Annotated in this window: 11 protein-coding genes; 8 read left to right on the forward strand and 3 right to left on the reverse strand. The window is 63.7% G+C overall.

The window, feature by feature from the left end; translation table 11 throughout:
• Positions 1–146 precede the first annotated feature (146 nt).
• Complete coding sequence (locus tag FJ988_RS23020) at positions 147–1,112, reverse strand: LysR family transcriptional regulator (RefSeq protein WP_140820635.1); 966 nt, start codon at positions 1,110–1,112, stop codon at positions 147–149.
• A 111-nt stretch (positions 1,113–1,223) separates the two neighbouring features.
• Here FJ988_RS23020 and FJ988_RS23025 point away from each other — a divergent pair, with 111 nt between their 5' ends.
• Both FJ988_RS23025 and FJ988_RS23030 read left to right on the forward strand, forming a co-directional pair.
• Entirely contained in the window at positions 1,224–1,814 is a 591-nt protein-coding gene (locus FJ988_RS23025) for a DUF4440 domain-containing protein (RefSeq protein WP_246688644.1), read from the forward strand.
• A 121-nt stretch (positions 1,815–1,935) separates the two neighbouring features.
• Positions 1,936–2,358 (forward strand): hypothetical protein, encoded by a 423-nt coding sequence (locus FJ988_RS23030; protein ID WP_140820636.1) that lies wholly within the window; start codon positions 1,936–1,938, stop codon positions 2,356–2,358.
• A 36-nt stretch (positions 2,359–2,394) separates the two neighbouring features.
• Here the strand turns inward: FJ988_RS23030 and FJ988_RS23035 are convergent, their stop codons facing one another.
• Both FJ988_RS23035 and FJ988_RS23040 read right to left on the reverse strand, forming a co-directional pair.
• Positions 2,395–2,844 (reverse strand): DNA polymerase III subunit chi, encoded by a 450-nt coding sequence (locus FJ988_RS23035; protein WP_140820637.1) that lies wholly within the window; start codon positions 2,842–2,844, stop codon positions 2,395–2,397.
• 9 nt (positions 2,845–2,853) lie between these two features.
• The gene (locus FJ988_RS23040) at positions 2,854–4,377 is read right to left on the reverse strand and encodes a leucyl aminopeptidase (RefSeq protein ID WP_140820638.1); all 1,524 of its coding nucleotides are present in this window, start codon (positions 4,375–4,377) and stop codon (positions 2,854–2,856) included.
• Between the two features lie 361 nt (positions 4,378–4,738).
• Here FJ988_RS23040 and lptF point away from each other — a divergent pair, with 361 nt between their 5' ends.
• The 6 genes from lptF (at position 4,739) to rsmA (ending at position 12,637) form a co-directional block, all read left to right on the forward strand.
• Positions 4,739–5,938 carry an LPS export ABC transporter permease LptF gene (gene lptF / locus FJ988_RS23045; protein WP_140820639.1) on the forward strand — a complete coding sequence of 400 codons (1,200 nt, stop codon included), beginning with the start codon at positions 4,739–4,741 and terminating at the stop codon, positions 5,936–5,938.
• Positions 5,939–5,941: 3 nt separating this feature from the next.
• A complete protein-coding gene (gene lptG, locus FJ988_RS23050) occupies positions 5,942–7,024 on the forward strand; it encodes an LPS export ABC transporter permease LptG (protein ID WP_140820640.1) in 1,083 nt (360 codons plus the stop codon).
• Complete coding sequence (locus tag FJ988_RS23055; RefSeq protein WP_181183641.1) at positions 7,024–9,435, forward strand: LPS-assembly protein LptD; 2,412 nt, start codon at positions 7,024–7,026, stop codon at positions 9,433–9,435. Before lptG ends, FJ988_RS23055 begins: the two co-directional genes overlap by 1 nt.
• A 203-nt stretch (positions 9,436–9,638) precedes the next feature.
• Positions 9,639–10,562: a peptidylprolyl isomerase gene (locus FJ988_RS23060; RefSeq protein ID WP_140820642.1), complete on the forward strand. Its 924-nt coding sequence runs from the start codon at positions 9,639–9,641 to the stop codon at positions 10,560–10,562.
• Between the two features lie 182 nt (positions 10,563–10,744).
• Complete coding sequence (gene pdxA / locus FJ988_RS23065; protein WP_140820643.1) at positions 10,745–11,779, forward strand: 4-hydroxythreonine-4-phosphate dehydrogenase PdxA; 1,035 nt, start codon at positions 10,745–10,747, stop codon at positions 11,777–11,779.
• Between the two features lie 24 nt (positions 11,780–11,803).
• Complete coding sequence (rsmA, locus tag FJ988_RS23070) at positions 11,804–12,637, forward strand: 16S rRNA (adenine(1518)-N(6)/adenine(1519)-N(6))-dimethyltransferase RsmA (protein ID WP_140820697.1); 834 nt, start codon at positions 11,804–11,806, stop codon at positions 12,635–12,637.
• Positions 12,638–12,700: the final 63 nt, after the last annotated feature.

A 12,700-nucleotide genomic window follows, 5' to 3' on the forward strand; every position in this document is an offset into this window, starting at 1 on the left:
AGCTCTCGATTGAGCAGGCGCCTGGCAACAGCGCTGCCCGGGTGGCTAGAGCAATTCCAGGAAAAGTGTGAGCGGTTTTCCGTCCGGAATTGCGTAAAAACAAATAGATAGAGCGGTTCGCCGTTTCCATGAAACGGTGAAACGCTCTAGTCTGCCCCGCGTAATTGCGTTTCGCGCGCCGCCTGCTCCAGCTGACCGACCAGCCAGGCAATGCCTGCATCCATCATCGCGACCTTCGGCACCACGGCACTGATCTGGAAACGCGGCAGCACCAGCGGGGCATCGACGGCGATGACGCCGAAGCGGGGCGCATGCGTGGCAACGAAGCGGCGCGGCAGCGCCGAGACAAAGTCCGTCTCGGCCAGCACCGCGAGCGCGAACATGAAATTGGGTACGGTGAGCGCGATGCGCCGCGACAGGCCATGCGCGGCAAGCGCGATATCGACGAATCCCTGCGCGTCGGCGGTCTGCGACACCACAAGATGCTCCATGGCACAGTACGCCTCGATGCCGGTGTCCCGCGCGAACCGGTGTCCCGCCCGCATGGCGACGACGAAATCCTCTTCATAGAGCGGACGCCGAAGTAAGCGCTCGGGCGCATTGTCGATCGGGATGACCGCGACATCCATAAGCCTTGCCTCAAGTTCGGCGATCACATCGCCCCAAGCGGGCAGAGGCGACGTCTCGTTCTGCCTGGGCAGCAACTGGCGAATGCCGATGTCGATGCCCGGCGCGCTTCGATGCAGGACTTCGAGCAGCGGCGGCAGGAACACCGCCGACGCGCCGTCGGGAGCGCCGATGACGAAGCGACGTTTGGTGCGGGCGGGATCGAAGGGCTCGGCGCTGGCGACGACGCTCCTCACCCGCGCCAGGATTTCGGCGACAGGGGCCGCCAGTTCCAGCGCGCGGTCGGTCGGCACGACGCCCCTCGGCGTACGCAAGAACAGCGGATCGCCAAGCAAGCCGCGCAGCCGGCCAAGGCCGTGGCTGACCGCCGATGGCGACAAGTTCAGCCGCGACGCCGAGCGGCCGACATGGCGTTCTTCCATGACGGTCTCGAACAGGACCAGCAGGTTGAGGTCGATGCGTGATAGATCAATTTGGTGCAGCATATTGCTGAAATCATATCACTGGATTCATCTCAGCTGAAGTGAGATCCCCTCCCGCATCGATCGGATGGCGAAAGTCGTCCGGCTTCGTTTCCGATTTTCGAGGAGATTCTGATGTCTAAATCCATCCATACGACCCGTAGGGCCGGCGCGCCGCTTGAGCGCAAAGCCCGCAGCAAGGTTGTTTCCAGGCGGCTGGCGCTAGCGGCGCCGCTCGCCCTGGCGCCTGCGATGCAGGCTGCCACGAGCGAAGCCGCGCCACAGGCGGCCATCGACGGCGCCGCCCTGAAGGAGCTTCTGGCACGGGCGGAAGCCGCCAGCTCGGCCTTCATGCGCGGCGACATGAAAGCCTATCTCGACCTGATCGAGATCGCGCCCGACTTCACCCTGATGCAGCCCTTCGGCGGTCCATTCTCGAGAGGGTTCGACAGAAGCCCCGAGCATTTGGCTGAACTCGCCAGCTACTTCCAGGACGGCGGGGTGAAAATGGAGCTGGTGCAAACCTACGCATCGGGCGACATGGCGGTGCTCGCCGTAATCGAATGGGGGCATGGCAAGGTCGGCGGCCAGGACCAGGAATGGCCGCTCAGGGTGACGCTGGTTTTCCGCCGTGAAAACGGCGAATGGCTGCTGGCGCACCGGCATGCCGACCCGCTTGTCCACAAGATCAGCCTGGAACAATTGTCAGCGCTGGCAAAGGGTTAAGCGGAGAATATTCGGGCGCATGACCTCGCTGGTTCCGGCCAACGATCGGTTTCGAGACACTGGTCACGTATTTCATAGATCGGTGCTAAGAGGTTGTGGTCACGGAGGATCGAAAACCCCAGTGAAACACTCGATCGGTCTCGCATTGGTTTTGCTGCTCGCCATGTGTTCTTGTAGCTTCGCCGCGAGCGATTTTCTAAGGGTATCCGTCGAGTGCCCGAACCCCGATGGCAATGGGGTTCTCAAGACCATCGATGAAAAACCCAATGGCAGCGAGTCGCGCGTATCGACGTCCTACATCGGCGGGCAAGTAGACCGAGTCACGGTGGCCAGTTCGCAAGATGGGTCGAACTTCAAGGATCGGTTCACGCTCAGCCGCTTGGCCAGCGCCGGAACGAAAGAGTTGCCAGCATTCCGCGCGTTCGAGGATCGCGCCAACGAGTTGTTGCGGTTCTTTTGCAATGCCACGCCTGAAGAAAAGCAGCGCTATCTCGATCTGCTGCAGGCCAATCGGGCCCTGCTTCAGCAGTTGAAAGCTCACTAGGGACCCAAGCTTAATCAAACATCCCGCCGACTGCGCTTAAGCCTTACGCTCCCAGCGGCGGTCGGGGGTCTGCTGCCAGTAGGTGACGACGTGGCCAGCGGCCTTGAGCGTCTTCCAATGCGTGCGCGCGCCTTCCAACTGGGCGGCGTCATGGCCGTCGAACAGGAAGACGGCGCGCTCGTAGCCGGAAAGCTCCGGCGGTGTCGCGCCGTCGACCAGGAAGCGGATCTGCGCGGCGTTGGCGTTGCCCTCGCCTGTCGTGAGCAGGATCGGCTGCTCGGACGGATAGGCCTCGCGGTCGGTGGCATGGGCGAGAAAGGAATCGTCGCGGAAAATCCACAGATGCTGGTCGAGCGCGTCGCGCCGCTCCTCGGTGCCGGTCTGGACGACCGCGCGCCAGCCGCGGTCGACGCTGCGCTCGAGCAGGCCGGGCAGCGCCTCCTCGAGAGTCGATTCGGTCAGATGGTAGAAGAGGACGTCGGCCATCCCGCAGCTCTATCCTTCGTAGTGATCACGCACTAGTCTATCGAGCAAGCGCACGCCGAAGCCCGAGCCCCAGGACTGGTTGATCTCGCTCGACGGCGCGCCCATGGCTGTGCCGGCGATGTCGAGATGCGCCCAGGGGGTGTCCTTGACGAAACGCTGCAGGAACTGGGCGGCGATGATGGCGCCGCCGTAGCGGCCGCCGATGTTCTTCATGTCGGCGTTCTTGGACTCGATCAGCTTGTCGTATTCAGGTCCGAGCGGCATGCGCCAAAGCCGCTCCTGGCTTGCCTGCCCGGCGTTGAAGAGCCGGCCGGCAAGCTCGTCATTGTTGGAGAACAGGCCGGCGTAATGCTGGCCAAGCGCGACCATGATGGCGCCGGTCAGCGTCGCCAGATTGACCATGAATTTCGGCTTGAACCGATCGTTGGCGTACCAGAGCGCGTCGGCCAGAACGAGGCGGCCTTCGGCGTCGGTGTTGAGCACCTCGATGGTCTGGCCGGACATCGAGGTGACGATGTCGCCGGGGCGCTGGGCATGGCCGTCGACAGCGTTCTCGACCAGGCCGATGACGCCGACCACATTGGCCTTCGCCTTACGCGCGGCAAGCGCATGCATCAAGCCGGTGACGGCGGCCGCGCCGCCCATGTCGCCCTTCATGTCCTCCATGCCGGAGGCCGGCTTCATCGAATTGCCGCCGGTGTCGAAGGTGACGCCCTTGCCGATGAAGGCAACCGGCGCATCCTTGGGCTTGCCGCCCTTCCATTGCATGACGGCCATGCGGGCGCCGCGCGGCGAGCCCTGCGCCACACCAAGCAGGGAACCCATGCCGAGCTTCCTCATCTCCTTCTCGGCGAGGATCTCGACCTCGACGCCGAGCGCTTCCAGTTGCTTGACGCGGTCGGCGAATTCGACCGGACCGAGCGCATTGGCGGGTTCGTTGACAAGATCGCGGGCCAGCAGCACGCCGTCGATCACCGCCTCTTCATTGGCGAAGGCCTTCTTGGCAGCGGCGGGGTCGGCGCAGTGGATGGTCACCTTGGCGGGTTTCCGCTCGGCCTTCTTGACCTCGGACTTGTTCCCTTCGGATTGCCCGTCGTCCTTGTCCTTCCTGGTCTTGTACTTGTCGAAGGCATAGCTGCGCAAAAGAATGCCGGCGGCAAGGTTCGCCGCCTGGCGCGCATCCGGCTGCAACTCCGGCAGGTCGAGGATGACGGCAACCTCGGTCGCCTTGCGCAGCGATGCCGCGATGGCGCCGCCGAGCCTCAGCCAGGCATAATCATCGAGGCTCGCCACCTTGCCGGCGCCGATCGCCACCAGCCGGTCGAGCGAGGTGCCTTCGGGCGCCAGCACTTCGGCCGAGCTTGCGAACTTGCCGGAGAAATCCGCGACTGGAAACGCACGCGCCAATGCACCGGCGGGGTCGCAGGCCTTCGCGGCTTCGCCAAGGATGCCGCCCTCGGCCGCGAGCACGAAGATGCTGCCCTTTTTGGGCGCGGCGAATTTGGCGAAGGCAATGGTTGGTCTCGACGTCATCAGGTCCTGCTTTCGGGGATGGCCGCAAGTGTCGGCAAGGTAATTTGAGCAAGCGCGAGCTTTGGCAAGCGTGCGCGACATTTGGTCGTTTTCACCCATTTGGCAAGACTTTGGCCGAAATCGCGGTCTATACCAGCGCCGAAAATGCCGCAGGATTCGTCGCGGCACGACGTAAGCCTCCTGCCGCAACATGCTGTTAACCATCAATGTTTCGTATTTCTTATCGATTGGCGCTCAGACTCCGGCGCGCCGGGGGGCGACAAAGCGGAGCGAGCGCCGATGACCCAGTTGTGCGGGCGCCGCCGGATCACTATTTTGTCCGCGGGCATGATGCCGTTCGGCAAGATCGAGAAAAGCCTTCATGAAGGTCGTTGAACGCTACATCATGCGTCGCGCGCTGGCGATGTTCCTGGCGGCGCTGGTCTGGACGCTGGCGATCGTGTGGACGACGCAAGTGCTGGCCAAGATCGACCTCGTCACCGACAACGGCCAGTCGGCACTGACCTTCTTCGAGGTCGCCGCGCTCATTATCCCTTCGATCATCCCGATCGTCGTGCCGTTCGCGCTGGTGGTCGCGGTGGCGCAGACGCTCTCCGCCATGAACACCGATTCGGAGCTGGCGGTGCTGAGCGCCGCCGGCGCATCGCGCTGGACCATCGCGCGGCCGATCCTTTTGCTGGCGCTTGCTGCCTGCGCCTTCTCCTTCGTCGTCGACAACGGCATCGATCCCTATGCCCGGCAGAAGAATCGCCAGTTGGTCGCGGCCTCGCGCGCCGATCTTTTGTCGCTGATCATCCAGGAGGGCACGTTCCGCAAGATCGACGAGGGGCTCTATCTGCAGATCGGCGAGCGGCTTCCCGGCAACAGGCTGGGCGGCATCTTCGTCGCCGATTCGCGCGAGGAAGGCGCAAGCCTCGTCTACTACGCCAAGTCCGGCAGCATCGTCGAACAGAAGGGCGAGAAGGTCTTGATGATGAATGACGGCGTCATCAACCGCAAATCGCTGACCGGCGACCTCTCCGTCATCCGCTTCACCTCCTATGCGTTCGACATGTCGGCTTTCCTGTCTGCAGCCAACGACATCACGCTTTTGCCCAAGGACCGCACGACGCAATATCTGCTCAATCCGGACCCCAACGACAAGATGTACCAGCGCGAACCGGGCAGCTACCGGGGCGAGCTCAACCAGCGCTTCTCGGAATGGAGCTATTCGCTGGTGTTTGCGCTCATCGCGCTGGCCGTCGCCGGCGACGCGCGCTCGCACCGCGAGGCGCGAATCCACCCGCTGATCACCGCCATCGCCATAGCGCTTTTCGTGCGCTGGATCGGATTCTTCGTGGCGGGCAAGGCCGACAAGGTCTGGTACTTCGTCTATCTGCTCTACGCCGTACCGCTTACCGCTACCGCGGTTTCGATCTGGTTCATCGTTTCCTCGCGTACCATGGAACTGCCCACCGCCTGGGCCGACTGGCTGACCAACCTCGCCGGCCGAGTCAGCAATTCATGGTCGGCGCTGAAGCTGTGGCTCGTCCGGCGCAGCGCTTCCGGCCAGGGAGCCTGAGCAATGGGCTGGACGCTTGGCCGTTATTTCTTCTTTCGCTACGTCACCATCACGATCTGGTTCTTTTTGGGCCTGCTGGCGCTGGTGTTCCTGATCGACTTCACCGAGCTTTCCGGCCGCACCACCGGCCTGCCCGGCTTCACTTACGGCACCGCCTTCGCCATTTCGGCGCTGCGGATGCCGATGATCATGCTGCAGACCGTGCCCTTCGTCGGGCTGTTCTCGGCGATGGCGACGCTGGTGTCGCTCAATCGTCGCTACGAGCTGGTGATCGCGCGCTCGGCCGGCGTCTCGGCCTGGCAGTTCCTGTTTCCCTGCTGCGTCGGCGCGCTGATGTTCGGCGTTCTGTCGGTAGCCGTGATCAATCCGATCGCGGCGCACGGCTTTTCCTGGTCCGAGCAGATGGAGAACGACCTCAGGGCCGGCAAATCGAATGCCGTCACCACCACCGAGACGCCCTGGCTGAGGCAGAAGACTGATTCGGGCGACACCATCATCGGCGCCCGCGCCATCCTCAACCAGGGGCTGGAGATGGCGGACGCGGTATTTTTCATCCTCGACCAGCAAGGCAACATCGCCGAGCGCAAGGATGCCGCCAAGGCTTTCCTGCGCGAGGGCTACTGGGACCTGCAGGACGTCAAGATCTTCAAGGGCGGCAATATCCAGACGCTGGCGTCCGACAAGGTGGCGACGAATCTGCGGCCGGAATTCGTGCAAGAGCGCCTGGCGCGCCCCGAAACCATCCCTTTCTACGAGCTGCCGCGCAAGATCGAGGTTGCCCGCTCGTTCGGGCTCAAGGCAAATGCCTTCGCCATGCAGTTTGATTCGCTGGTGGCGTTGCCGTTCCTGCTGGTGGCCATGACACTGATTGCGGCAACAGTTTCAATGCGATTTGCGCGAATGGGGCAGTCGGCAACGATGATTCTGGGTGGCGTCGTGGCCGGGTTTCTGCTTTATGTCGTTTCGGTACTGGTCAAGGCATTCGGTGTCGCCGGATTCGTGCCTACAATGGTGGCTGCATGGGTTCCGGTTGTCGTGGCTATGTTCTTTGGGGTGACATTTCTGCTATACAAGGAAGACGGCTAGTGAGGGAGGCTGGTTTGCGCAGCCATAGGCAGGCCGGTTTGGCACGCCTTTATGGGGCGACCGCCTTGGCATGTCTTTTCGCTTGCGCGGTGCCGACTGCACCGGCGCTGGCGCAGGTCGTTACTGCCAAAGCCGTCCCGTCCGGCACGCAGATGCTGCTGGCCGCCGACACGCTGGTCTACGACAACGACAAGCACACGGTGACCGCCGTCGGCGGCGTCCAGATCGATTATGGCGGCAACAAGCTGGTGGCCCAGCGCGTGGTCTACAACCGCGACACAAAGCGCCTCGTTGCCAGCGGCGCCGTCGAGCTGATCAACAGCGACGGCACCAAGATCAATTCCGACCACATGGACATCACCGACGACTTCGCCGACGGCTTTGCCAACGCGCTGCGCGTCGAGACGATCGACAAGGCCTATTTCGCCGCCGAGAGCGCCGAGCGCATGGGCGGTGTGCTGACCACCTTCCACAACGGCGTCTACACCGCCTGCGAGCCGTGCGAGGACAAGCCCGACAAGGCGCCGACCTGGCGCGTCAAGGCGCGCAAGATCATCTGGAACGGCGAGAAGAAAACCGTCCGCTTCGAGAATGCGAATTTCGAATTCTTCGGCTTCCCGCTCGCCTATCTGCCGGCTTTCGAGATCGCCGACCCGACGGTGAAGCGCAAGAGCGGCTTCCTCTTGCCCGGCATCGTCTTCAACAGCCACCTCGGCACCGGCGTGAAGATTCCGTATTACTTCGCCCTGTCGCCGACCTACGACCTGACCGTCACCGGCACCGGCTATACCAAGCAGGGTTTCCTCGGCGAGGCCGAGTGGCGCCAGCGCTTCAACAACGGCCAGTACACGCTGAAGATCGCCGGCATCAACCAGCAGGATCCCGGCGCCTTCGTCGATGAAAACGGCTACAACGTGAATTCGGGGCCGCAAAACGATCCGAACAAGTTCCGCGGCATGATGGGCACCAAAGGGCAGTTCGCCATCAACGAGCGCTGGAATTTCGGTTGGGACGTGCTGGTGCAGACCGACAAGGAATTCTCGCGCACCTACAATATCGACGGCTACAGCGACCTTATTCATCAATCGTCGATCTATCTGACCGGATTGAGCGACCGCAATTACTTCGACGTGCGCGCCATGCGCTTCGAAGTGCAGGAAGACACGCTCTCCAGCGATCCGACGGCGCGCGCGGCCAAGCAGCCCTGGGTGCTGCCGTCGTTCGACTATGCCTATATCCCCGACATGTCGGTGGCCGGCGGCCAGCTGTCGCTCAACGTCAACGCGCGCGTCATCAGCCGCAACCGGCTGGACGCGGTGCTGGCTGATAGTGCGGTTCCCACCTCGATCAACAATGTGCGCGGCATCGAGGGCGAGTCCAGCCGGCTCACCGCCGAGGCCGAGTGGAAGCGCACATTTACCACCGACGACGGCCTGCAGTTGACCCCGTTGCTCGCGTTCCGCGGCGATGCGGGCTATGTCGACGCCAATTCGGCTTCGATCGCCGCGGTCAACCAGATGGCCACCAATCTCGGCGAGAGCGTCGATATGCGGTCGTCCTTGGCCCGTTACATGGCCACACTCGGCCTCGATATGCGCTGGCCGCTTCTGTTCTCGATGGCGAACTCCAGCCACATTCTGGAACCGACAGCGCAGGTCTTCGTGCGCCCGAACGAGCAGTATGTCGGCGGCCTGGCCATTCCGAACGAGGACGCCCAGAGCTTCGTCTTCGACGCCACCACCCTGTTCGAGCGCGACAAGTTCTCCGGCTACGACCGCATCGAAGGCGGCACGCGCGCCAATGTCGGCTTCCGCTATTCCGGCTCGTATGACGGCGGCTGGAGCACCAACGCCATCTTCGGCCAATCCTATCAGTTGGCGGGACAAAACTCATTCGACGCGCCGGATCTGGTCAATGTCGGCGCCTATTCAGGCCTGCAGACAACCAAATCCGACTATGTCGGCCTGGTTGGCTTCAACAGCCCGAGCGGATTCTCCGGTTCGGTCAGCGGCCGTTTCGACGAGGACACCTTCGAAGTCAGGCGTGCCGAACTGAAGGCCGCCTATTCCAGCACGCCGATATCGCTCAGCGCCAAATACGCCTTCATCCAGGCACAGCCGCTCTATGGCTTCACCACCGACCGCCATGAAGTCACGCTCGGCGCCTCGACGCATCTCAACGAGAACTGGCGCCTCTTCGGCACCGGCACCTACGATATCGAGCAGAACGTGCTGGTCAATGACGGCGTCGGATTTGCCTATAACGATTCCTGCTTCACCTATATCATGACCTATTCGCAGACCCGCGATACCGTCACCAAGGAGTTGTCGCAGAACATCGGCTTCAACCTGTCGTTCCGCACGCTTGGCGATTTCGGATCCTCGACCAAGTCCGTCGATACCATCCAGTAGAGCCTGCCGGTGGCCGTGTCGCCGACATATCGGCGCCGCGGGTCTTGATTTGGCGCGCGATCCCTCGAAAATGGCTTGATTCCGGGGTTGGGTACCGGCGACATCGTTTCGCCGCATAGGCCGGGCATGGGGTTGGCCACGTGGCGCATGCGTTCGGAGGGACGCGCGGCGCCAAGCGTGGCGGGAAAATGGGGAAGGTTAAGATGAGGAAATACCTGTTTTCGGCAGGCCTGGCACTGCTGGTGGCGGCAACCTCGGTTTCGGTGACGGCCTCTGTTCAGCCTGCTTTCGCGGCGCAGATCAAGTATATCGTCAACGACATACCGATCACGACCGGCGATATCCAGCATCGGGCCGCCTTCTTCAAGCTACAGCACAAGAAGGGCGATGCCGCGCAGGAGATGATCGACCAGACGCTGCGGTTGGCCGAGGCCAAGCGGCTCGGCATCCGCATCACCGATCAGCAGGTCGACGCGGCCTATCAGCGCTTTGCCTCTGGCAACAAGATGCCGCTGGCCAAGCTCGACGCCATCATGGCGCAATCGGGCGTCACCAAGGAGCACTTCAAGGAATTCATCCGCGCGCAGATGGCCTGGAACCAGGCGCTCGGCGCCCGCTACCGTTCGGGCGAAGGCGGCTCGGTGACCGAGCAGGACGCCGTGCGGCGCATGCTGGACAAGGGCGGCGCCAAGCCCACCGCCATGGAATACATGCTGCAGCAGGTGATCTTCGTCGTGCCGGCCGCAGAGCGCTCCGCCACGCTTGCCAAGCGCAAGCGCGAAGCCGACGCGATGCGCGCGCGCTTCAACGGTTGCACCACCACGCGCGAATTCGCCAAGGGGCTGATCGACGTCACCGTACGCGATCTCGGCCGGGTGCTGGCGCCGCAATTGCCGACCGACTGGGCCGACCAGATCAAGGCGACCAAGGTCGGCGGCGCGACGCCGACGCGCGAGACCGAGCGTGGCGTCGAGTTCATCGGTATCTGCTCCTCGCGGGAGGTTTCCGACGATAAGGCGGCGCAGATGGTTTTCCAGGCCGAAGGCAGCAACGACAAGGACGCCGACGAGCTCAGCAAGAAATATGTCGCCGAGCTGCGCCAGAAGGCCAAGATCGTCGAACGCTAGGACGTCCGGACTGCCAAGGAAGCGTGAAGCGGTTTCATCTGTAACTGCGTCAAAAACAGGGGATAGAGCGGTCGTTTCGTGAACGACGATCCGCTCTCAAGCGGCAGGGTTCGACGCGTGCCTCGTCACGGCAACATATCCGAGATTTGCCTGCGCGCGGGCTGCGCGATCGGCGAGCTCGCATGAGCGCTCAGAAGACCGATGCGCCGCTGGCGCTCAGCGTCGGCGATCCCTCCGGCATCGGGCCGGAGATCGCCATCGCCGCCTGGCAGGCGGGTGACAGCGCCGGCGTGCCGCCCTTCTACCTGCTTGCCGACCCTGCCCTGATCGAGGCGCGGGCGCGCCGGCTCGGCGCCGCGGTGACGATCGCCGAGACACTGCCAGGACAAGCCGCGCACCACTTCCATCGCGCGCTGCCCATCGTGCCGCTCGACGCCCGCCACAGCGACCGGCCGGGAGAACCGGACACCGCCAATGCCGCCGGCACCATCGAGGCGATCGACCGCGCCGTGGCCGACTGTTTCGCTGGCCGCGCCGCGGCCGTCGTCACCTGCCCGATCGCCAAAAAGCCGCTCTACGACGCCGGCTTCCGCTTTCCCGGCCACACCGAATACCTGGCGCATCTGGCTTCGCGTCATACCGGCACGGAGGTGACGCCGGTGATGCTCTTGGCCGGGCCTGAATTGCGCACTGTTCCGGTGACCATACACATCCCGCTGGCGGATGTGCCGAAGGTACTGACGACGGAGTTGATCGTCGCCACCGCGCGCGTCACGGCGGCAGATCTCAAGAGCCGCTTCGGGATCGCGCGACCGCGGCTGGCGATTGCGGGGCTCAATCCGCATGCCGGAGAAGGCGGCGCCATGGGCCAGGAGGATGCCGCGATCGTCGCCCCGGCCGTCGAGGTGTTGAAGGCGCAAGGCATCGAGGCGGTCGGACCGCTGCCGGCCGACACGATGTTCCACCCGCGTGCGCGGGCCGGCTATGACGCAGCACTTTGCATGTATCACGACCAGGCGCTGATCCCGGCCAAGACGCTGGCCTTCGACGAGGCGGTCAACGTCACGCTCGGCCTGCCCTTCATCCGCACCTCGCCCGACCACGGCACCGCTTTCGACATCGCCGGCAGGAGCATCGCGCGCGCCGACAGCCTGATCGCGGCGCTCAGGCTGGCGCGCCGGCTGGCCGACAGCGGCCGCCAGGCCGCCGCGGCATGAGGATCTGATTTGAGCGAAGGGCGCGTGACCATCGACGGCTTGCCGCCGCTGCGCGAAGTGATCGAGCGCCACGGCCTGCAGGCGAAAAAATCACTCGGGCAGAATTTCCTGCTCGACCTCAACCTGACCGGCAAGATAGCGCGCGCCGCCGGCGATCTTGGCGAGGCGACGGTGATCGAGGTCGGCCCGGGCCCGGGCGGGCTGACCAGGGCGCTGCTCTTCAACGGCGCGCGGCGCGTGATCGCTATCGAGCGCGACGAACGCTGCCTGGATGCGCTGGCCGATATCGCCAGTCATTATCCGGGACGGCTGGAGGTGATTGCCGGTGACGCGCTGAAGACGGATTTTGCCGCCCTTGCCGCCACGGCGGATGGCGCCCCGGTAAAGCTAGCCGCCAACCTGCCCTACAATATCGGCACCGAGCTTCTGATCCGCTGGCTGACGGGAGCCGAGTGGCCGCCCTTCTACCAGTCGATGACGCTGATGTTCCAGCGCGAGGTGGCTGAACGCATCACCGCCTTCCCCGGCAGCGATGCCTACGGCAGGCTCGGTGTGCTGACCGGCTGGCGCACGGAGGCAAAAATCGCCTTCGACGTGCCGCCACAGGCTTTCACCCCGCCGCCCAAGGTCACCTCCTCGGTGGTGCATCTGGTGCCGCGCGCATCACCCCTGCCCGCCGATGCCAAAAAGCTCGGCCGCGTCACCGAAGCCGCCTTCGGCCAGCGCCGCAAGATGCTCAGGCAAAGCGTGAAGAGCCTCGGCGGCGAAGCGCTGCTGACGCGCGCCGGCATCGACCCGACGCGCCGCGCCGAGACGCTGAGCGTCGAGGAGTTTGTAAGGCTGACGAACGCGGTTTAGTTCTCTGCTCCGCAAATGGGCCATTGGCAATTGTCATTCGAATGCATTACCTTCCTGCAAAGG

Source organism: Mesorhizobium sp. CU3 (assembly GCF_006442965.1).
Classification (GTDB): domain Bacteria; phylum Pseudomonadota; class Alphaproteobacteria; order Rhizobiales; family Rhizobiaceae; genus Mesorhizobium.

Excerpts from the sequence above, each read along its gene's own strand:
- FJ988_RS23040 (WP_140820638.1), bottom strand. The coding sequence starts at position 4,377 with ATGACGTCGAGACCAACCATTGCCTTCGCCAAATTCGCCGCGCCCAAA.
- lptG (WP_140820640.1), top strand. The coding sequence starts at position 5,942 with ATGGGCTGGACGCTTGGCCGTTATTTCTTCTTTCGCTACGTCACCATC.
- pdxA (WP_140820643.1), top strand. The coding sequence starts at position 10,745 with ATGAGCGCTCAGAAGACCGATGCGCCGCTGGCGCTCAGCGTCGGCGAT.
- FJ988_RS23020 (WP_140820635.1), bottom strand. The coding sequence starts at position 1,112 with ATGCTGCACCAAATTGATCTATCACGCATCGACCTCAACCTGCTGGTC.
- FJ988_RS23035 (WP_140820637.1), bottom strand. The coding sequence starts at position 2,844 with ATGGCCGACGTCCTCTTCTACCATCTGACCGAATCGACTCTCGAGGAG.
- lptF (WP_140820639.1), top strand. The coding sequence starts at position 4,739 with ATGAAGGTCGTTGAACGCTACATCATGCGTCGCGCGCTGGCGATGTTC.
- FJ988_RS23060 (WP_140820642.1), top strand. The coding sequence starts at position 9,639 with ATGAGGAAATACCTGTTTTCGGCAGGCCTGGCACTGCTGGTGGCGGCA.
- FJ988_RS23025 (WP_246688644.1), top strand. The coding sequence starts at position 1,224 with ATGTCTAAATCCATCCATACGACCCGTAGGGCCGGCGCGCCGCTTGAG.